This is a genomic window from Onishia taeanensis (assembly GCF_013349955.1).
Lineage (GTDB): Bacteria > Pseudomonadota > Gammaproteobacteria > Pseudomonadales > Halomonadaceae > Onishia > Onishia taeanensis_B.
This window is the reverse complement of the sequence record NZ_JABVXC010000008.1, coordinates 63,521-83,348: the sequence shown is the minus strand read 5'-3', so window position 1 is coordinate 83,348 and position 19,828 is coordinate 63,521. Positions and strand designations below refer to the sequence as shown.

Genomic DNA, 19,828 nt, shown 5'->3' with positions numbered 1-19,828 from the left:
GGCGTTAACAATCAGCTCGGGCGCGAGTCCGATCAAAATGCTCATTTTTTCGCTCAGAGCCTGGTCCTGCTCGGGTGGTTGGGCTGAGTTAGCCGCAGGGCGCAGACAGTAGGGCGGCGGCTTCGCTATGCTTGGGGAAATGACAAGGAGACGCCCATGGCGCTGCCCGACGGCTTCCTGCCGCTGACCGAGATTCCCCATTGCCTGCACGCCTCGCTTGGCGAGACCGCACGGCGTCTGGATGAGGCGCTGGCGCGCGCCGATGTTCGCGCGCGCCAGCAGCAAAGCGACCCGCTGAGCGAGACCTGGCGAGCGCTCGGCGAATCGCGTCGCGAGCAGTTGGCGAAGGTACTTGCGGTCTCGACGTTCGCCGCCGATACGCTGGTCCACTATCCCGACTGGCTGACGAGCCTGGACGCCAACGGCGAGCTCGAGAGTGCGCCTTCGACACGCCTGCTTGATCAGTGGCTGAGTGAGGCCCTTGGCGAGGCTACCGACGAGGCATCCATGCAGTCGGCGATTCGGCGTTTTCGCCGCGAGCGCATGCTGGGCATCGTCTGGCGCGACCTGACCCGCCCCAACGGCACCACCATGTGGCAAACCGCTAGCGCCGTCTCGCGCCTCGCCGAGGCTTGCCTTGAAGGTGCCCTTGGCTGGCTCGAAGCGCATTTCGAGGCACGCTGGGGCCGTCCGGCACCAAGGGGCGATGGCAGCCCCCAGCGCCTGGTGGTGCTGGGCATGGGCAAGCTCGGCGCCGGTGAGCTCAACCTGTCGTCGGATATCGATCTGATTTTCGCCTTCCCCGAGAAGGGCGTGACTCAAGGCGGCAAGCGCGAGTTCGAGCATCAGGAATACTTCACCAAGCTAGGCCAGAAACTGATCGCCGCCCTGGACGCAATCACCGCAGATGGCTTTGCCTTCCGCGTCGACATGCGCTTGCGCCCGTTGGGCGATGGTGGCCCGCTGGCCGGCAGCTTCTCTATGTTGTCGAGCTATTACCAGGACCAGGGCCGCGAGTGGGAACGCTACGCGATGCTCAAGGCGCGCCCTGTGGCCGGCGATATCGACGGCGGCCGCGAGTTGCTGGCGAGCCTCAGTCCCTTCGTCTATCGCAAGTACCTCGACTTTGGCGCCATCGAATCGCTGCGCGAGATGAAGGCCATGATCAATCGCGAGGTCAAGCGCCGCGGCATGGACGACAACATCAAGCTCGGCCGCGGCGGCATCCGAGAGGTCGAGTTCGTCGTTCAGGCCTTCCAGTTGATTCGCGGTGGCCGTGACACCGAGCTGCAGGTCACTTCGCTGAAGACGGCCCTCGAACGACTGCCCGAGCTTGGTCTGCTGCCGCAAGGCGTGGTCGATGAGCTGACGCCGGATTATGTCTTTCTGCGCGACCTGGAGCACGCCATTCAGGCCCTGGAGGATCGCCAGACCCAGGCGCTGCCCCACGATGAGGCTCAGCGCGAACGCATCGCCTTGGCGATGGACGTGGAAGACTGGCCGGCCCTGGTGGCGCGCCTCTCGGAGCTTCGCGAGCGGGTGCGCGGTCATTTCGATGCGGTGATCGCCGACCCCGAAGAAGAGGCCGAGGGCAGCGATGAGGATGACGGCACGGCCTACACAGAGCTGCGTGCCCTATGGCGCGGCGAGTTGTCCGAGCAGGAAGCGGCGACGCTGCTGGAAAATGCCGGCTTCGCGGACCCCGGCCGCGGTGACCGACGCCTCAAGGCGTTGCGTCAGTCCCGAGCGGTGCAGGGCATGCAGCGCATCGGTTTCGAGCGTCTCGACGCCCTGATGCCGCTGCTGCTCGAAGCGGTGATGGCAAGTGACGCCCCGGACACGGTGCTCGAGCGGGTACTCCCCCTGATCGAATCGGTGCTGCGACGTACCGCCTATCTGGCGCTGCTGCGTGAGAATCGCGATGCGCTCGGCCACCTGATGCGGCTGTGCGGGGCCAGCCCCTGGATCGCCGACCAGATCGCTCGCCATCCCATCCTGCTCGACGAGCTGCTGACCCCCTCGACGCTGTATACCCCCGCCGACAAATCGCGCTTGGCCGACGAACTGCGCCAGGCCCTGGGGCGGATTCCCGAGGATGACGAGGAAGCCCAGCTCGAGGCGCTGCGGGTGTTCAAGCATGCCCAGGTACTGCACGTGGCAGCGTCCGATATCGTCGGTACCCGGGCGCTGATGAAGGTCAGCGACTACCTGACCTTCATCGCCGAAGTGGTGCTGGAACAGGTGCTGGCGATGGCCTGGAAGCATCTGACCCGCAAGCATGGCTACCCCAAGCGCCGGGACGGTAGCCACGGCGAGACCGACTTCATCATCGTCGGCTATGGCAAGCTGGGTGGCATCGAGCTTGGCTACAGCTCCGACCTGGATCTGGTGTTCATCCACGACGCCGCCTCCCAGGGCAGCACCGACGGCGAACGCCCGATCGACAATCCGGTGTTCTTCACCCGTCTCGGTCAGCGCATCATCCACCTGCTGACCGCGATGACGCCCGCCGGTGCCCTGTATGAGGTCGACATGCGCCTGCGGCCTTCCGGTAACGCCGGGCTGTTGGTGACCACCCTCGAGGCCTTTGCCGACTACCAGCACCGCGAGGCCTGGACCTGGGAGCATCAGGCCCTGGTGCGGGCCCGGGCCGTGGCCGGCGATACCGAACTGGCGCAGCGCTTCGACGCGGTGCGCCGCGAGGTGCTCGGCCAGGCACGCGACCTCCCGGCGCTTCGCGAAGAGGTGATCAGGATGCGTCACAAGATGCGTGATCACCTGGGTAGCTCGGCGGTGGCCAGGCAGGCCGGCGCTTTCGACCTCAAGCAGGATGCCGGTGGCATGGTCGATATCGAGTTTCTGTGCCAGTTCGCGGTGCTGGCCATGGGACACGACTGTCCGACGCTGCTGGTTTACAGCGACAACATGCGCATCCTCGAGACCCTCGAGGAGGTCGAGCTGCTGCCCGCCGAGGATGCCAGCGCGTTGCGTGAGGCCTATCTGGCCTACCGCAACGCCTTCCATCGCTCAGCGCTGACCAAGCAGGAAGTAGATGCCGATTTCAGCGCCCAGCGCGAGCTGGTCAGCCGGCTGTGGCAGCGCCTGCTGGAGGACGGCGATGCGTCCACTACCCCCGACACTTCACATCAGGAGACGCCCAAGTGAGCCAAGGCAAGGTACTCGTGCTGCATGGTCCCAATCTCAACCTGCTCGGCACTCGCCAGCCGGAAATCTACGGGCGAGAGACCCTCGACGACATCAATAACGCTCTCTATGAGCGGGCCACGCTGAATGATTGGGATATCGCCTGTCACCAGAGCAACCATGAGGGCGCTCTGATCGATGCGATCCAGGGCGCGCGGCTCGATGGCACCACTGCGATCATCATCAATCCCGCGGCTTATACCCACACCTCGGTGGCCATTCTCGACGCCTTGAATGCCTTCGAAGGTAAGGTGATAGAAGTGCACCTGTCGAACGTCCATAAGCGCGAGTCCTTCCGGCACCACTCCTACATCTCGTTGCGTGCCGACGGCGTCATCGCCGGATTCGGCAGCCATGGCTATCGGGCGGCGCTGGACGTGCTGATCACGACCGGATGAGCGCCGTCGCCATTTCGCCGCTCGGGCCCGCCGTCAGGGGGCCCTCCGTTGGTGCCGACTCTCGCCCAGGTGCCCAGCGATCACACCGAGGGCGCGCTCGATTAGGCTTGATGCCATGGACATGTCCTCTGGGTGGCAGGGGCGCACCCCTTGGTCAGGATCGATGCTCAGCTGACATGGGTACGAATCAGTCGTAACTTTTCCTGCAGCAGTGGCAGGAAGGTGTGGGTCAGGATGTCGAAGTCGACACGGGCTGCGTTGGTGCTGACGTTGATGGCGCCGAGCAGCTTGCCGTTGGCATCATGGGCCGGCACCGCCAGGGAGCGCAACCCGGGGTCCAACTCCTGGTCGACGATGCTGTAGCCCAACTGGCGTACCTGCTCGAGGCAGTTGCGAAGCTGGGCCTTGTCGACGATGGAGCGCTCGGTATGGGCCCTGAGCGTCACCCGCTCGAGATAGTCCTCCAGTTCGTCGTCTGGCAGCTGGGCCAGCAGCACCCGCCCCATGGACGTGTAAGCTGCAGGCAGACGCGTGCCGACCGACAGGGTGATGGCCATCAGGCGGTGTCGGGCCGAGGAGCGGCACACGTAGATCACCTCGTCGCCGTTCAGCACGCCCAACGATGAGGATTCGCCGATCTCGGAGGTGATGTCCTCCAGGTACTGCTGGATCACTGAGCGATACTGGTTGGCCGACAGATACGAATAGCCGAGCTGCAACACCTTGGGCGTCAGCTCGAAGTGGCGCTGCTGCTTGCGCACGTAGCCCAGGGCATGGAGCGTCAGCAGGAAGCGGCGGGCGCGGGCGCGGTTCATGTCTGTCTTGGCCGCGACCTCGCTCAGCGTCATGCGCGGGGTCTCGGCATCGAAAGCCTGGATCACCTCCAGGCCGCTGGCCAGGGCGGTGACGAAGTCGCGGTCGTCCGGGGTTAGAGTGTCGTCTTGCATGGGCGCATCATCGTAGGTTATCCGTATCGAGTTGATGGGGAATCCGCCAACAATCTAGCATAATGTTCGAACTGCGAACACTTGTGCGACTTTAGTCGGGGTCGCTATAGCCGCTCTGATTGTCACTTCCTGATCACTGCGGAGATTCTGCCATGCCCGTCGATATGCTCCAGACCCCTTTCATGAGCCAGCCAGCCCTGATGGCCAGTCGCGACGAGGACTTTGTTAAGGCCATGCTGGCTGTCGAGCTAGCCCTGGCCGAGACTCAGGAGTCGCTGGGCATCATCCCCTCTGGTAGCGCCGGGCGCATGCGCGCGGCGTTGGAAAGCCATGTCTTCGATGTGTCCGCCATCACCACAGGCATCGCCACTGGCGGCAATGCCGCTATTCCATTCGTCAAGGCCGGCCGCGTCGCGCTGCCAAACGACCTCAGGCGCTACTGGCATCTTGGAGCGACCAGCCAGGATATCGTCGATAGCGCCCTGATGCTGCTGCTCACTCCCCGATTGGCACGTCTCGACGATCTGCTTGGGCGTTGCCGCACCGCCGCCATCGGCCTGATGGAAGATCACGCCGAGACGGTGATGGTGGGCCGCACGCTGATGCAGCAGGCGCTGCCGATCACCTTCGGCGTCAAGGTCGCCCACTGGGCACTGGGCTTCGAACAGGGTCGGCGGCGTCTGGCCGAGCTGGCATTGCCGGTGCAGTTCGGTGGTGCTGTAGGCGTGCACTCGGGTTGGGGCGAACAGGGCCTCGAGGTCATGGACGGCCTCGCCGAGCGACTCGGACTGGCGGTGCCTGTGCTTCCCTGGCACACCGATCGTCAGCCGATTCATGCCCTGGCCAGCGCCGTCGATGCACTCGCCGGTGCCGCCGAGAAGCTTGCGCTGGATGTCTCGCTGCTGACTCAGACCGAGCTCGGCGAGGTGGCCGAGCCAGCAGGCGAGGGCATGGGTGAATCGTCGTCGATGCCCCACAAGCGCAACCCGGTGCGCTCGGCGATGATCCGCGGTGCCTGCCGCCGCATCCACGGGCATGCCGCGGTGATCATCAACGCCACTGCGCAGCCGCTCGAGCGCGGGCTCGGCGAGTGGCACGCCGAATGGACGCCGCTGGTCGATGGCGTGCTGCTGCTGGAGGGCGCGCTCGAGCAGGCCACCGTGCTGCTCGAGGGGCTGGAGGTCAACAGCGAGGCCATGCGTCGCAACCTCGCGGTGACCGGTGGCGCGATCATGGCCGAGCCGGTGGCGCGGCGACTGACGCCACACCTGGGGCCGGATGCGGCCAAGGCGCTGGCGGCGGACGCGGCCGAGCGAGCCCGGCAGGCATCCTGCCCCTATGCCCAGGCCTTGGAGGCGCTGCTAGGCGAGCGGCACCCCGAGCTGGCGGGTGCGATCGCGCGCGATGAGCTCGATGCCGCCACGGATCCGGCCTTATACCTTGGTAGCAGTAAGGCCCAGGTCGCACGCGCGATCGCCTGGCTGGAAGGCTGAGTAACTAGCTGAAAGACATGAGGAAACGATCAATGACAGGAGCCGGCTATGCCGGCTCCTGGCGTTTCTGGGGTTTGACGCCGCCAGGCAAGCGGATTAATTTGTTCGCATTGCAAAACTATGTGCGTATAGCGAACTTGTGGCGCATATGGCAATCCGACCAGAAACCATGAACGCCGGCGATCCCTGCACACTCTTCGATCCGGGCGTTCCCATCAGAGGCGACTATCATGGCCGAGATCCTCAGCCTGCATGACGCGGTGACACGCTACGTCGAAGACGGCACCACCGTGGCCATGGAGGGCTTCACCCACCTGATTCCCTTTGCCGCCGGGCACGAAGTCATCCGCCAGGGCAAACGCGACCTGACGCTGGTCCGCATGACGCCCGACTTGATCTATGACCAGCTGATCGGTGCCGGCTGCGCGAAGAAGGTGATCTTCTCCTGGGGCGGCAATCCCGGGGTGGGCTCGCTGCATCGCCTGCGCGATGCGGTGGAGAAGGGCTGGCCGCACAGGGTCGAGATCCTCGAGCACAGCCACGCCGCCATGGCCTGCGCCTTCGAGGCGGGGGCCGCCGGCCTGCCGCTGGCCGTGCTGCGTGGCTATGTCGGCAGCGAGCTGCCCAACGTCAACGACCAGATCAAGTTCATCGAGTGCCCCTTCACCGGCGAGCGCCTGGCCGCGGTGCCATCCGTGCGCCCGGACGTGTCCATCGTCCACGCCCAGAAGGCGGATCGCGCCGGCAACGTGCTGGTCGAAGGCATCGTCGGCGTGCAGAAGGAGGCGGTACTGGCCGCCACGCACAGCATCGTCACGGTGGAGGAGATCGTCGACGATCTCGATACGCATCCCAACGCCTGCGTGATCCCGGGTTGGGCCATCGATGCCATCGCGGTGGCCGAGCAGGGCTCGTTGCCGTCCTATGCGCATGGTTATTACCCGCGCAACAACCGCTTCTACAAGGAGTGGGACGCCATCGCTCGCGACCGCGATACCTTCACTCAGTGGATCGAAGAGAACGTCATGAACGCCGGGGAGACCGCCTGATGAGCCACGTCGAGAAGAACCTGGACTATACCGCCGGCGAGATGATGACAGTGACCGCCGCGCGAGCGCTGGAGAACGGCACCACCTGCTTCGTCGGCATCGGCCTACCCAGCGAGGCCGCCAACCTGGCGCGCCTGACCCACGCCCCGGACGTGGTGCTGATCTATGAATCCGGCACTCTGCAGACCAAGCCCGAGGTGCTGCCGCTGTCGATCGGCGATGGCGAGCTCGCCGAGACCGCGCTGACCACCGTCTCGGTGCCGGAGATGTTTCGCTACTGGCTGCAGGGCGGCAAGATCAACCTGGGTTTCCTCGGCACCGCCCAGATCGACCGCTACTGCAACCTCAACACCACCCTGATCGGCGATTACACCGCGCCCAAGGTGCGCCTGCCGGGCGGTGGGGGCGCGCCCGAGATCGCCACCAATGCGGGTGAGGTGTTCATCACTCTCAAGCACTCCAAGCGGGCCTTCGTCGACCAGGTCGACTTCATCACCACCCTGGGCTTCGGCCGTGACGGCAAGGGCCGCGACGGCGTGCCCAACATCGGCAAGGGGCCGACCCGGGTGATCACCGACCTGTGCGTGATGAAACCGGATCCCGAGACCAAGGAGCTAGTCGTGGTGTCGCTGCATCCGGGCGTAAGCGCCGAACAGGTCCAGGAGGCCACTGGTTGGGAGATCCGCTTCACCGAGACCTTGGAGAGTACCCCGGAGCCCAGCGCCCGCGAACTCGAGGTGTTGCGCGGGCTGAAAGAGCGTACCGCTCAAGCCCATGCCGGCCAGTAAATTTGCCCTAGCGATCTATGTTGTCTCGTTCTAGAGGCGAATTTTAGGAGAGTATCGAACATGACCGACGTCTATCTCTGCCATCCTCGCCGCAGCGCCATTGGTCGCTTCGGCGGCACCCTGGCAAGCGTGCGCCCGGACGACCTGGCCGCCGACATCTTCAAGGCGGTGCTGGCCGAGGCGCCCAAGCTCGAGGCCGCGGCGATCGAGGAAGTCTTTATGGGCTGCGCCAACCAGGCCGGCGAAGACAACCGCAACGTGGCGCGCATGTCGTCGCTGCTGGCGGGCCTGCCGCCCTCGGTGCCCGGCACCACCATGAACCGCCTGTGCGGTTCGGGGATGGACGCCGTGGGCACCGCCTTCCGCGCCATCAAGGCCGGCGAGATGGACCTGGCGCTGGCCGGCGGCGTGGAGTCCATGTCCCGGGCGCCCTACGTGATGGGCAAGGCCGAGGGCGCCTATTCTCGCGGCCAGCGGATCGAAGACACCACCATCGGCTGGCGCTTCGTCAACCCGCTGATGAAGAAGGTCTATGAGACCCACTCGATGCCCGAGACCGCGGAGAATGTCGCCGAGCAGTTCGGCATCTCCCGCGAGGACCAGGACGCCTTCGCCGTACGCTCCCAGGCCAAGGTCGCCGAGGCCCAGCAGGCCGGGCGCTTTGCCGAGGAGATCGTCGCCATCGAGATTCCGCGCCGCAAGCAGGCGCCGCTGATCTTCGATACCGACGAGCACCCGCGTGCCGGTACCACCGTCGAGAAGCTCGCCAAGCTACCCACGCCCTTCAAGGCCGAAGGCGGCAGTGTCACCGCGGGTAACGCCTCCGGTGTCAACGACGGCGCCGCGGCGATGCTGGTGGCCAGCCAGGCGGCGGTCGAGCAGCATGGCCTGACGCCGATGGCGCGGATCGTCGGCATGGCCACCGCCGGTGTCGAGCCGCGCATCATGGGCTATGGCCCGGTGCCGGCCGTGCGCCGCCTGCTCGAGCGTACCGGCGTGTCGCTGGACGAGATCGATGTCATCGAACTCAATGAGGCCTTCGCCGCCCAGGCGCTGGCCTGCATGCGCGACCTGGGTCTTGAGGACGACGACCCGCGGGTCAACCCCAACGGCGGCGCCATCGCCCTGGGTCATCCGCTGGGCATGTCCGGTGCGCGGCTGCTGATGACCGCCGCCCATGAGCTCCAGAAAACCCGCAAGCGCTACGCGCTGTGCACCATGTGTGTCGGCGTGGGGCAGGGCATCGCGACGCTGATCGAAAGGGCGTAACACTATTTCCAATTGGGCGCCGGGCCGTGTTTCGACGCCTGGGAGCGGGAGAATTTTTCATGGCATTTCTGAACATCGACGGTCGCAGTGTGGCCTATCGCCTGCTGGGTGCCGAGGCCAATCCGCTGGTGGTCCTGGCTCATCCGCTGGGCATGACCCAGCTGGTCTGGGACGATGTGCTGGCGGCGCTGCTGCCGCGCTATCGGGTGCTGACCTGGGATCTGCCCGGTCACGGCGCCAGCGAGGCATGGCCGGCCGACGGCGGTGAGATCACCCCCGAGGCGCTGGCTGCCGAGGCGCTGGCCCTGGCCGAACAGGCCGGCGCGGCGCACTTCCACTTCATCGGCACCTCCATCGGCGGCGTGATCGGCCAGCAGCTGCTCAAGGCCCACGCCGAGCGCCTGCTGTCGGCGACCCTGACCAATACCGGCGCGGTGATCGGCAACGCCGAGCTGTGGGCCACCCGGGCCGGGCGCGTGCGCGAGGAAGGCCTGGCGGCGATGGCTGGCGAGATCGTGCCGCGCTGGTTCGCGCCCGATCTGGTGGCGCGCGTGCCGTCGCTGGACCGGGGCTGGCGCGTGCAGATGGGCCGCACCGACGACGAGAGCTACGCGCTGCTGTGCGAGATGCTCGGTCGCAGCGACTTCCGCGGCCAATTGAAGGGCCACGGAGTCGACGTGCACCTGCTGGGCGGCAGCGAGGACATGGCGACGCCGCCGGAGACGCTGCAGATCCTGGCCGCCGAGTGCGACGGCGCGCCGCTCGAAGTCATCGAGCGCATCGCCCATGTGCCCTCGGTGGAAGCCCCCGAGATGGTCGCCAAGCGGCTGCTCAAGTGGATGGCCCCGGATCGCTCGCGGGTCAGCGAGCAGGGCGTGGCTTATGCTGAGGGCCTCGAGACCCGCAAGCAGGTGCTGGGCGAGGCGCACGTGGCGCGCTCCACCGAGAACGCCAACAGCCTCGATGCGCCCTTCCAGCAGATGATCACCCGTCTGGCCTGGGGTGAGCTGTGGGGGAACGAGGATCTCACCCGTGCCGAGCGCAGCATGATCACCACCGGCATTCTGGCCGCCCTGGGGCGCGAGGAGCTGGAGCTACACCTCAAGACCGCCAAGCGCATCGGTCTCAGCGAGGCGCAGCTGCGCCAGGTGCTGATGCACGTGGCCGTCTACGGCGGCGTGCCGGCGGCCAATCATGCCTTTGCCCTGGCCAAGCAGTTGGGCTGGGGCGAGGCGCGGGATTGATCGCCGGAGGAGCCCGATGCTGAGCTCACGCATCAAGCTGCGCCATTTGCAGGCCTTTCTCGAGGTGGCGCGGCAGCGCAGCTTCGCCCGCGCCGCCGAGCGCCTGGCGATCAGCCAGCCAGGGGTGTCCAAGACCATCCGCGAGCTCGAGGAGATCCTCGGCGCCGAGCTGTTCGAGCGCGGCACCCAGGGCGTGGCGCTGACCCAGGCCGGCCTGACCTTCCTGCGCCACGCCGGGCCGGCGATCCGGGCGCTGGAGGAGGGCATCGACGCGGTCGGCGATGCCCATCAGGGCGCGCGCTGGCTGCACGTGGGAGCGCTGTCCACCGTGGAGAGCCGCCTGCTGCCCCGGGCCATTCGGCACTGGCAGGCCGCTCAGCCCTTGGAGTCGGTGGGTGTCGATGTGGTGACGGGGCGCAGCGCCTTCCTGCTCTCGCAGCTGCGCCTCGGCGAGCTCGACCTGGTGGTGGGGCGCATGACCGAGGCGCGCGAGATCCGCGACCTGACCTTTGAGCATCTCTACTACGAGCCGCTGGTGCTGGTGGTGCGCGCCGGCCATCCTCTGGCCAGCGTCGACCCCCTGGTGCCTGGCCGGCTGGTCGAGTTCCCCTGGGTGCTGCCGCCGCCGCAGACCACGCTGCGCCAGCAGGTCGACAGCTTCTTCGTGCGCCATGCGTTGGAGCTGCCCGGCCGGCTGCTGGAGACCCTGTCGCTGCCGGTCAGCGCGGGCTACACGCGGGACAGCGAGGCGATCTGGGTGGCGCCCCGGGAAGCGGTGCTCGAGGAGCTCGAGGCCGGCCGACTGGTTGAACTGTCGCTGCCGCTGGAGGGGCAGGGCGGTTCGGTGGGGCTGTGCATCAACGCCAGCATGCAGCCCTCGCTGGCGCTGGAGGCCTTCTGCGAGGCGCTGCGCGAGACGGCCTCCAAACGCTGCGCGTGATGAGGTCTTGGCCATAACCATAGGGTTATGAAGACCCGGCGAGACGTCAATTGGCAGCCCTGCGACAGGGCGGCACACTGCCGATATCGGTCCGGCGCGCCCGAGGTGCGTCGTCCTACTTCACGCCAGCAAGAGAACTCGAGATGCAGAACGCCAACAAGCGCTTCGTGGAGCGCGACCGTGACTGGCACCCTCCGGCCTATGCCCCCGGCTACAAGACCAGCGTCGCACGCTCGCCGAGTCAGGCCCTGGTCAGCCTGCAGGCGCCCAGCGCCTCCGAGCTGACCGGTCCGGACTTCCGCCAGCTGCGCATGGGGCGCCATGACAACGACCTGCTGATGAACTTCCGCGAGGATCCCGCCCTGGCGGGCAGCGCCGGCCTGCCGGTGGGCGAGCGGATCATCATGTTCGGCCGCGTGGTCGACCAGTTCGGCAAGCCGGTGCCGCATACCCTGGTGGAAATGTGGCAGGCCAACGCCGGCGGCCGTTACCGCCACAAGAAGGACGGCTACCTGGCGCCGCTCGACCCCAACTTCGGCGGGGTGGGGCGCTGCCTCACCGACGAGCAGGGCTGGTATCGCTTCCGCACCATCAAGCCCGGCCCCTATCCCTGGGGCAACGGCATCAATACCTGGCGCCCGGCCCATATCCACGTCTCGGTGATGGGACCTTCGATCTCCACGCGCCTGGTCACCCAGATGTATTTCGAGGGCGACCCGCTGATTCCGATCTGCCCCATCGTGCAGACCCTCAAGGACCCCGAGGCCGTCGAGACCATGATCGGTCGGCTCGATATGGCACGCAGCCGTCCCATGGACTGCCTGGCCTACCGCTTCGACCTGGTGGTGCGCGGCGAGCTGCAGACCTACTTCGAAAATCAATGAGCGGGTTCGGGAATCAGTGACACAGGATCAGGTGACCAACATGAGACAGCCCAATTCGACCCCTACCGCCGAGCTGATGCTGCGCGAGACCGCGTCCCAGACCGCCGGCCCGTATGTGCATATCGGCCTGGCCCTGGACGTGGCCGGCCTGCCCGAGCGCGACGAGGAAATCTGGAACCGTATGGCCTGGCCCGAGGCCGAGGGCGAGCATATCGAGGTGGTCGGCACCGTCATCGACGGCAATGGCGACCCGGTGCGCGATGCCCTGCTCGAGGCCTGGCAGGCCGACGCCCGGGGCGAGTACCGGCCCGAGTTCGACCTCGAGCAGCCGTTCAACGGCTTCGGCCGCACCGCCACCACCGCCGAGGGCGCCAGCGAGTGGCGCCTCGAGACCATCAAGCCAGGCGCCGTCACCCGCGGCGACGGGCGGGTGATGGCGCCGCACATCAACCTGGCGATCTTCGCCCGCGGCGTGAATATCCATCTGCAGACGCGGCTCTACTTCGAGGACGAGACCGAGGCCAATGCCGCCTGCCCGGTGCTGAACGCCGTCGAGTCTCCGGCCCGCCGCCAGACGCTGATTGCCAGGCGCGAGGAGGCCGACGGCAAGGTGCGTTATCGCCTCGACATCCGCCTGCAGGGCGACAACGAGACGGTGTTCTTCGACTTCTGACCGCCCCGTGGCTCGCGCGTATGGCCCCGCCCTCTCTTGGCAAGAGGGTGGGGCTTTACGTTGGCCGGGCGGCAGTGCCTCGGCGGGTATTGAGACCTTGTGGTTAGACTAAGGTCTAAATTCTGGGTATCATGGGGTTATTATCCTTTAGTCGTATAGGACGCTATCCCATGAATACTTCTACCTCAACTACTGCTCGTTCTACCCAACAGCTTCCGCTGATCAAGCGCATCGGCCAACTGGCTTACCGCGCGCTGGAAGCCATGACCGAGAGCTCCTACCAGGGCTTCATCGCTCGCCAGGGCTATCGTTACGCCTACATCTGATCGGTTGGTGGCAGGGCATGGTGCGCTTACCCGCCCCAGCCCTGCAGACTTTGTTCGCTCTTCGCTCTTCGCTCTTCGCTCTTCTTTAACGTACGTCCCTCTCGTCCACCGAGAAGCCTCCGTTCCCCGTCTCTCCGCTGTTCTATAAGTTGTTGCGCCCAGTGGAATCGATGCTGACCGCTGCGCAGGTCCATTCGCGTCGCCTGGCCGCGTGTCGTAGCATGCGCTGATATTCAATGCGTCGGTGTCCCATGCCCGCGCATCGTCATGCTGACTGACAGGGAGCTCTCGCCGCTGGGGAGAATCGTGATGCGACTGATTCATATGCTGCGCCGGCGCTCGACCTGCCGGCAGCTAACGCAGCAGCTCAACATCGACATGCGTGCGCGGCTGAAGCGTGCCTTCCTGTGGCTGTTGCTGCTCACCGGCTTGCATACCCTGGCGATGGTTGTCTTCGAGTCAATGGGCGGGGGCGATGCCCTGTGGCTGACGCTGACCACCATGACCACGGTGGGCTATGGCGATCTCTCGGCGGTGACGCCGCTGGGGCGGGGCGCGACGGTGCTGCTGCTTTACGTCGCTGGCATTACCCTGCTTGCGCAGCTGGCAAGCGACTACATCGACTACCGCCTCAAGCGGAAAGAATCCATGATCAAGGGCCGCTGGAGGTGGCAGATGAACGACCACGTGCTGATCATCAACAGCCCTGCCAATAACGTCGCGGTCTACTTCGACCGGCTGGTACAACAGCTGCGGGCAACCCGGGAGCTTCACGACACACCGGTGCAGATTCTCACCGAGGCCTTTCCGGATGGGCTGCCCGACCATCTTCGCGAGCAGGGCGTGGTGCATCACCACGGCGAGCCTTCCGATCCTCAGGCGTTGGCCGCCGTGACGCCGGAAAGCGCCCGGGTGATCATTGTGCTGGCAAGCGACGAATACAGCCGCGTCTCCGACAGCATCACGCTGGATGTGTTGACTCAGCTGCGAGACCTGTGCGGAGACTCGCTGCCCTATACCGTCGCCGAGTGCGTGCACGAGGACAGCCGGCGACGCCTGGTGCTGGCCGGTGCCAGCACGAGTCTGCGGCCGATTCGCGCCTATCCGGAGATGCTGGTGCGCTCGCTGGTGGCGCCCGGGGCCGAGAAGATTCTCGAAAACCTCTTTACCCATCACGACGACCACGCCATGCGCTATCCGGTCTCGCTGGAGGGCGCCGTCTGGTCCGACGTGACCTGCCGTCTGATGGTCGCCGGCATGGGCACCCTGATGGCCTATGTGGGCGAGGACGGTGAAATCGTCTGCCATCCGGCGCACGATCACCGCTTCAATGCCACCGCCCTGATTCTTATGGTGCGGGAAGAGTTCGTGCCAAGCACGGCAGACATCAAGGCATGTCTGGAGAAAGGATAGCGGGCCACCGCTCTCGATGGCATCCGCTTGTCGGTGCTATTTTTTCTCCCGATACTCGCCTTCCAGCACCTCGTGCTCTTCGAGGTGGCCGCTGGAGCGGGACTGGCGAGATTGGGTGCCATGCTGGTAATAGCCGCCGCCGATATCCTGGGCCTGCTGGGCACGCATTTGCTCCATGCGCTTTTTCATACGATGGCGCAGAAAGGGCAGCATGGCCCAGCCGACCAGCAGGAAGAAAAGCCCGAGGATGGTGCCGACGATCATCAGCACGCCGAACATCAGCCAGGTCAGCACGAGGCGGGGTCCGCTCATGCCTTGGCGCGGATGCGCCTGGCGAGCGCGTTCCTTCCATTGCTGGGCAGCCTCCCAGGCGGCATTGCGTTGGCGATCTTGATCATTCATGAACTGCTCCCGAGGGGAGGTGGGTGGTGATTGCGTGGACGCTAGTGACTTCGATGGTAAATGGAAGGTCTGGTTCCGTGATCTTGGCGATCATGATGCGGCGTGGGATTACAGGCAAGCTTGGCACGCTGCGGCACTGTCGTCACCCAGGCGAGCATGCCGGTCGCGAAGGGGGCGTTGTGCATTGCCGACAGGCTTGCGATGATCCTTGGCAAAGATGACAGACGGGAACGATGCGATTACGTGGACAAGTTTGAGCAACGATTGGACCAGGCCGCGCGCGCAGCCTGGCTTTCCTATGTAGGCGGTCGCACTCAGGATGAAATCGCCAGCCAGCTCGGTGTCTCGCGCCCCGGGGTGCAACGCCTGTTAGCCTTGGCGCGCCAGGAGGGACTGGTCAAGGTGCGTATCGATCATCCCATTGCCACCTGCATGATGTTGTCCCAGCAGATTTCCGAGCGTTTTGATCTGGATTTTTGCGACGTGGTGCCCATGGATACCGGTGCCGCCGACAGCAGCTACCAGTACTTGGCCGTTGCCGGTGCCGAGCGACTGGAGCGCTATATCGAGCGCATGGCGCCGCTGACTCTCTCGCTGGGGTCGGGTCGAACGGTGAGGGCCATGGTCGAGGCCCTGAGCCGTCTCGATCGCCCCCAGCATCGCTTCGTCTCGCTGGTCGGCAATGTCGCCCGTGACGGCTCCTCGAACCGCTACGATGGGATCATGGTGCTGGCCGACAAGACCGGCGGCGAACGCTTCCTGCTCCCCGCGCCGGTAGTGGCCGGCTCGGTGGAAGAGAAGGAAGCCATGCTCGGCCAGCGCCTCTTTCATGCGGTGACCGATGTGGCCTTGAAAGCCGAGGCGGCCTTCATTGGAGTAGGGCGCATCGATCGCCAAGCTCCGCTGTTCCAGGATCACTTCATCAACGAGGGCGAGCTCGATGAACTGCTCGCCATGCAGGCGGTGGGCGAGTTGCTGGGTTGGCCGATGAATCAGGATGGCGACGTCATCGACTGTTCGATTACCCGTCGCGTCACCAGCCTCCCGCTCGAGTTGCTGCGTGATCAACAGCTGGTCGCGCTTGCCGGTGGCCGTGAGAAGGCGCCGGCGATTCTCGCGGCGTTGCGCGGGGGTTGGCTGAAGGGCCTGGTCACCGATGAAACCGCGGCGCGCTTCATTCTCGACGCCGGTAGGTGATCCGAACTCGGCTTTTATTGCCTTTCCTTCCCGGGGCTTTCGCCTCTCTCGCGACGATACAGACGGCCGTGCCGCCCTACCCGGTGGTTCGCCGTTGACGAGCTGGTCAGGTCAAACGTCAGTATCATGGCGCGATCATCGGTCTGAAAAAGCCACGCTGCATCTTGCGCCGTGGCTTTGGACCTCGCTGCGCCCCGCTTGCCCCGCCAACCCTTGCTCACTCTCTCTTACCCACTCTCTCTTGCCCACTACCCCTAAAGTATAGGCCCTGCGGCTTTGCTTTTTTTAGGGTGCTGTCCGATCATTTGATCGTCAAGTGAGTGAATGATCAAAACACAACAACAGATAACTCCCTTACGAAGGAGCAAGCCATGAAGCTGTCACGTGTGCTTCCGATCGCCGGCCTGGCGGCCGTCGGTGCGACGGTTGCCAATGCAGAAACCATCACCGTGGCCACCGTCAACAACAATGACATGGTGGTCATGCAGAGTCTGACCGATGCCTTCGAACAGTCGCATCCGGATATCAAGCTGGACTGGGTGGTACTCGAAGAGAACGTGCTGCGCCAGCGCCTGACCACCGATATCGCCACCGGAGGTGGGCAGTTCGACGTGATGACCATCGGCACCTACGAGGTGCCGATCTGGGCCGAACGCGGCTGGCTGACGCCTCTGGATAATCTTCCCGAGGACTACCAGGTCGACGATCTGCTGAAGTCGGTCCGCGACGGCCTGAGCCATGACGATACCCTGCAAGCGCTGCCGTTCTATGCCGAAAGCTCGATGATGTACTACCGCCAGGACCTGTTCGACGATGCCGGCATCACCATGCCCGACCAGCCGACCTGGCAGCAGGTGCGCGAATGGGCCGGCAAGCTGCATGACGCCGATCAGGAGCAATATGGCATCTGCCTGCGTGGCAAGCCGGGCTGGGGCGAGAACATGGCGCTGGTCTCCACCATGGTCAACAGCTTCGGTGGCCGCTGGTTTGATATGGACTGGCAGCCGCAGATCGATTCGCCGGCCTGGCAGGAAGCGGTCAGTTTCTATGTCGACCTACTCAGCGATTTCGGTCCTCCCGGCGCCAGCTCCAACGGCTTCAACGAGAACCTGGCGCTGTTCTCCCGTGGCAACTGTGCCATGTGGGTCGATGCTACCTCGGCGGCGGGCAAGCTCTTCGATGCCGACCAGTCCAGCGTCGCCGACAAGCTCGGCTTTGCCCCGGCGCCTGTCGCCAAGACCCCCAAGGGTTCCCACTGGCTGTGGTCCTGGGCCCTGGCAGTTCCGGCCTCGTCTGATTCCAAGGACGCGGCGCGTCAGTTCATTACCTGGGCAACCTCCAAGGACTACATCTCACTGGTAGGCGAGCGTGAGGGCTGGACCAGCGTGCCCCCGGGCACCCGCACCTCCACCTACGAGAACCCCAGCTACCAGCAGTCCGCGCCCTTCGCCGGTTTCGTGCTGGACGCCATCCAGGGCGCCGATCCCACCGATTCGACCCTGGAACCGAGCCCCTACACCGGTGTGCAGTTCGTGGGTATTCCCGAGTTCCAGTCGATCGGTACCCAGGTCGGGCAGATGGTGGCCGCCGCCCTGACCGGCGAGACCTCCGTCGAGCAGGCACTGCAAGCGTCGCAGCGTGCCACCGAGCGCACCATGCAGCGCGCCGGTTACCTGGACTGAGCCGTGTCCGCCGGCCGGATGATCCCGGCCGGCTTATTCCCTGCGACCTTCATGGTTACCGACATGAACAAGACCAGAACTTCCGGGCGCACCATCGGAGGGCTGCGCACCCTCTCGCTACAGGCGCCCGCCGTCACCCTGCTTTTTCTGTGGATGATCGTGCCGCTGGCGATGACCGTCTGGTTTTCCCTGCAGCGCTACAACCTGCTGATGCCCGGCATGACCGGCTTTGCCGGTCTCGAGAATTACGAATACCTGTTCACCGACCCGGCCCTGTGGTCGGCCATGGGCACGACCCTGCTGATGGTCGGCTGGGTGCTGGTGATTACCGTGGTCGGCGGTACGCTGCTGGCCGTGCTGTTTCAGCAGGATTTCATGGGCCGAGGCATCGCCCGAGTGCTGGCGATCTCACCTTTTTTCGTCATGCCCACCGTCAGCGCCCTGGTGTGGAAGAACATGATGATGCACCCGGCCAACGGGGTACTTTCCTGGGTAGCGGAGTCCCTGGGCCTGCCGGCGGTGGACTGGTTCTCGTCGCTACCGCTGACCTCGGTCATCATCATCGTGGCCTGGCAGTGGCTACCGTTCGCTCTGCTGATTCTGCTCACCGCCATGCAGTCGCTGGATGAGGACCAGGTCGAAGCCGCCCGCATGGATGGCGCCGGCCCGATTGCGATCTTCTTCTTCATCACCCTGCCACACCTCAAGCGGGCGATCAGCGTGGTGATCATGATCGAGATGATCTTCCTGCTGACCATCTTCGCCGAGATCTTCGTCACCACCTCTGGTGGCCCGGGGCTTGCCACCACCAACCTGGCCTATCTGATCTACATCCGCGCCCTGCTCGATTTCGATGTCGGCATGGCCTCCGCCGGCGGGGTGGTCGCCATCATCCTTGCCAATATCGTTGCCATCTTCCTGGTCCGCATGGTGGCCAAGAACCTGGAAAGCTGACGTGGGAGCGCGACACATGACAACTGCAAAACACTCATCCGTGCCCAGCACCTCAGCCGCGCCGCTCGAGCGCTCAGCGCTGACCAGTGCGCTGCTCAACCGACGCCTGTGGCTCGGCGTGCTGGGCTGGATCTTGGCCCTGGTGATCTTTTTCCCGATCTTCTGGATGATCGTGACCGGCTTCAAGACCGAGGCCGAGGCCATCGCCGACCCGAGCCTGATCTTCTCGCCGACGCTTGAGAACTACGCCGAGGTGCAGAGCCGCGCGGGCTATGCCAAGTTCGCCCTCAACAGCGTGGTGGTGGCCTTCGGCTCGACGCTGCTGGCGCTGCTGATCGCCATTCCGGCGGCCTATTCGATGGCTTTCCTGCCGACCAAGCGCACCAAGGGCACCCTGTTGTGGATGCTGTCCACCAAGATGCTGCCGCCGGTTGGCGTGCTGGTGCCGATTTATCTGTTGTTCCGCGATACCGGGCTCTTGGATACCCGCACCGGTCTGGTCATCGTCTACACCCTGATGAACCTGCCGATCGTGGTCTGGATGCTTTACACCTTCTTCAAGGACATGCCCAAGGACATCCTCGAGGCGGGTCGCATGGACGGTGCCGGCACCCTGCAGGAGGTGATCTATCTGCTGCTGCCGCTGACCCTGCCGGGCATTGCCTCCACTGGCCTGCTGGCGGTGATCCTGAGCTGGAACGAGGCCTTCTGGAGTCTCAACCTCACCTCGTCCCAGGCGGCGCCGCTGACCGCTTATATCGCCTCCTTCTCGAGTCCCGAAGGGCTGTTCTGGGCCAAGCTCTCCGCCGCCTCGACGATGGCCATCGCGCCCATCGTTATATTCGGTTGGTTGACCCAGAAACAGATGGTCCGCGGCCTGACCTTCGGCGCAGTGAAATAGATGACGACGATACCGAGCCGCCGATCTTCGGTTGGCACTCTCGCACAGCCCGCGAAGCAAATGG

The 19,828-nt window shown here is 65.0% G+C and carries 18 protein-coding genes; 16 read left to right on the top strand and 2 right to left on the bottom strand.

Going from position 1 to position 19,828, the window contains the following annotated elements:
* Positions 1–156: 156 nt before the first annotated feature.
* Together glnE and aroQ are read left to right on the top strand one after the other, a co-directional pair.
* A complete protein-coding gene (gene glnE / locus HUS66_RS10835) occupies positions 157–3,165 on the top strand; it encodes a bifunctional [glutamate--ammonia ligase]-adenylyl-L-tyrosine phosphorylase/[glutamate--ammonia-ligase] adenylyltransferase (RefSeq protein ID WP_175070930.1) in 3,009 nt (1,002 codons plus the stop codon).
* Positions 3,162–3,602 (top strand): type II 3-dehydroquinate dehydratase, encoded by a 441-nt coding sequence (gene aroQ, locus HUS66_RS10830; protein ID WP_175070929.1) that lies wholly within the window; start codon positions 3,162–3,164, stop codon positions 3,600–3,602. Before glnE ends, aroQ begins: the two co-directional genes overlap by 4 nt.
* Before the next feature lie 167 nt (positions 3,603–3,769).
* Here the strand turns inward: aroQ and HUS66_RS10825 are convergent, their stop codons facing one another.
* The gene (locus HUS66_RS10825; protein ID WP_175070928.1) at positions 3,770–4,549 is read right to left on the bottom strand and encodes an IclR family transcriptional regulator domain-containing protein; all 780 of its coding nucleotides are present in this window, start codon (positions 4,547–4,549) and stop codon (positions 3,770–3,772) included.
* A gap of 152 nt (positions 4,550–4,701) precedes the next feature.
* On the opposite strand from HUS66_RS10825, the gene HUS66_RS10820 reads away from it, so the two are divergent.
* From HUS66_RS10820 to HUS66_RS10775, 10 genes are all read left to right on the top strand, one after another.
* The gene (locus HUS66_RS10820; RefSeq protein ID WP_175070927.1) at positions 4,702–6,042 is read left to right on the top strand and encodes a class-II fumarase/aspartase family protein; all 1,341 of its coding nucleotides are present in this window, start codon (positions 4,702–4,704) and stop codon (positions 6,040–6,042) included.
* A 230-nt stretch (positions 6,043–6,272) separates the two neighbouring features.
* Positions 6,273–7,091 carry a CoA transferase subunit A gene (locus HUS66_RS10815; RefSeq protein ID WP_175070926.1) on the top strand — a complete coding sequence of 273 codons (819 nt, stop codon included), beginning with the start codon at positions 6,273–6,275 and terminating at the stop codon, positions 7,089–7,091.
* Positions 7,091–7,879: a CoA-transferase subunit beta gene (locus HUS66_RS10810; RefSeq protein ID WP_175070925.1), complete on the top strand. Its 789-nt coding sequence runs from the start codon at positions 7,091–7,093 to the stop codon at positions 7,877–7,879. Before HUS66_RS10815 ends, HUS66_RS10810 begins: the two co-directional genes overlap by 1 nt.
* Positions 7,880–7,939: 60 nt before the next feature.
* Positions 7,940–9,148, top strand: coding sequence for a 3-oxoadipyl-CoA thiolase (pcaF, locus tag HUS66_RS10805; RefSeq protein WP_175070924.1), 1,209 nt, complete (start codon positions 7,940–7,942; stop codon positions 9,146–9,148).
* A gap of 59 nt (positions 9,149–9,207) precedes the next feature.
* Positions 9,208–10,392, top strand: a complete 1,185-nt coding sequence (locus HUS66_RS10800; protein WP_175070923.1) for an alpha/beta fold hydrolase — start codon at positions 9,208–9,210, stop codon at positions 10,390–10,392.
* A 16-nt stretch (positions 10,393–10,408) separates the two neighbouring features.
* On the top strand, positions 10,409–11,332 hold the full coding sequence (gene pcaQ, locus HUS66_RS10795) for a pca operon transcription factor PcaQ (RefSeq protein ID WP_175070922.1): 924 nt from the start codon (positions 10,409–10,411) through the stop codon (positions 11,330–11,332).
* Positions 11,333–11,475: 143 nt separating this feature from the next.
* The gene (gene pcaH / locus HUS66_RS10790) at positions 11,476–12,216 is read left to right on the top strand and encodes a protocatechuate 3,4-dioxygenase subunit beta (protein WP_175070921.1); all 741 of its coding nucleotides are present in this window, start codon (positions 11,476–11,478) and stop codon (positions 12,214–12,216) included.
* A gap of 40 nt (positions 12,217–12,256) precedes the next feature.
* Positions 12,257–12,889: a protocatechuate 3,4-dioxygenase subunit alpha gene (gene pcaG, locus HUS66_RS10785; RefSeq protein ID WP_175070920.1), complete on the top strand. Its 633-nt coding sequence runs from the start codon at positions 12,257–12,259 to the stop codon at positions 12,887–12,889.
* A 170-nt stretch (positions 12,890–13,059) separates the two neighbouring features.
* The gene (locus HUS66_RS10780; protein ID WP_175070919.1) at positions 13,060–13,215 is read left to right on the top strand and encodes a hypothetical protein; all 156 of its coding nucleotides are present in this window, start codon (positions 13,060–13,062) and stop codon (positions 13,213–13,215) included.
* A gap of 309 nt (positions 13,216–13,524) precedes the next feature.
* Positions 13,525–14,628 (top strand): ion channel, encoded by a 1,104-nt coding sequence (locus HUS66_RS10775; protein WP_175070918.1) that lies wholly within the window; start codon positions 13,525–13,527, stop codon positions 14,626–14,628.
* A gap of 36 nt (positions 14,629–14,664) precedes the next feature.
* Here HUS66_RS10775 and HUS66_RS10770 read toward each other — a convergent pair whose 3' ends face one another.
* Entirely contained in the window at positions 14,665–15,030 is a 366-nt protein-coding gene (locus HUS66_RS10770) for a hypothetical protein (protein ID WP_175070917.1), read from the bottom strand.
* Positions 15,031–15,273: 243 nt separating this feature from the next.
* Between HUS66_RS10770 and HUS66_RS10765 the strand changes: the two genes are divergently transcribed.
* The 4 genes from HUS66_RS10765 (at position 15,274) to HUS66_RS10750 (ending at position 19,764) form a co-directional block, all read left to right on the top strand.
* Positions 15,274–16,227 (top strand): sugar-binding transcriptional regulator, encoded by a 954-nt coding sequence (locus HUS66_RS10765; protein ID WP_175070916.1) that lies wholly within the window; start codon positions 15,274–15,276, stop codon positions 16,225–16,227.
* Between the two features lie 371 nt (positions 16,228–16,598).
* Complete coding sequence (locus HUS66_RS10760) at positions 16,599–17,909, top strand: ABC transporter substrate-binding protein (RefSeq protein WP_175070915.1); 1,311 nt, start codon at positions 16,599–16,601, stop codon at positions 17,907–17,909.
* Positions 17,910–17,972: 63 nt separating this feature from the next.
* Positions 17,973–18,863, top strand: a complete 891-nt coding sequence (locus HUS66_RS10755; RefSeq protein ID WP_092525970.1) for a carbohydrate ABC transporter permease — start codon at positions 17,973–17,975, stop codon at positions 18,861–18,863.
* Between the two features lie 16 nt (positions 18,864–18,879).
* A complete protein-coding gene (locus tag HUS66_RS10750) occupies positions 18,880–19,764 on the top strand; it encodes a carbohydrate ABC transporter permease (protein WP_175070914.1) in 885 nt (294 codons plus the stop codon).
* Positions 19,765–19,828 lie beyond the last annotated feature (64 nt).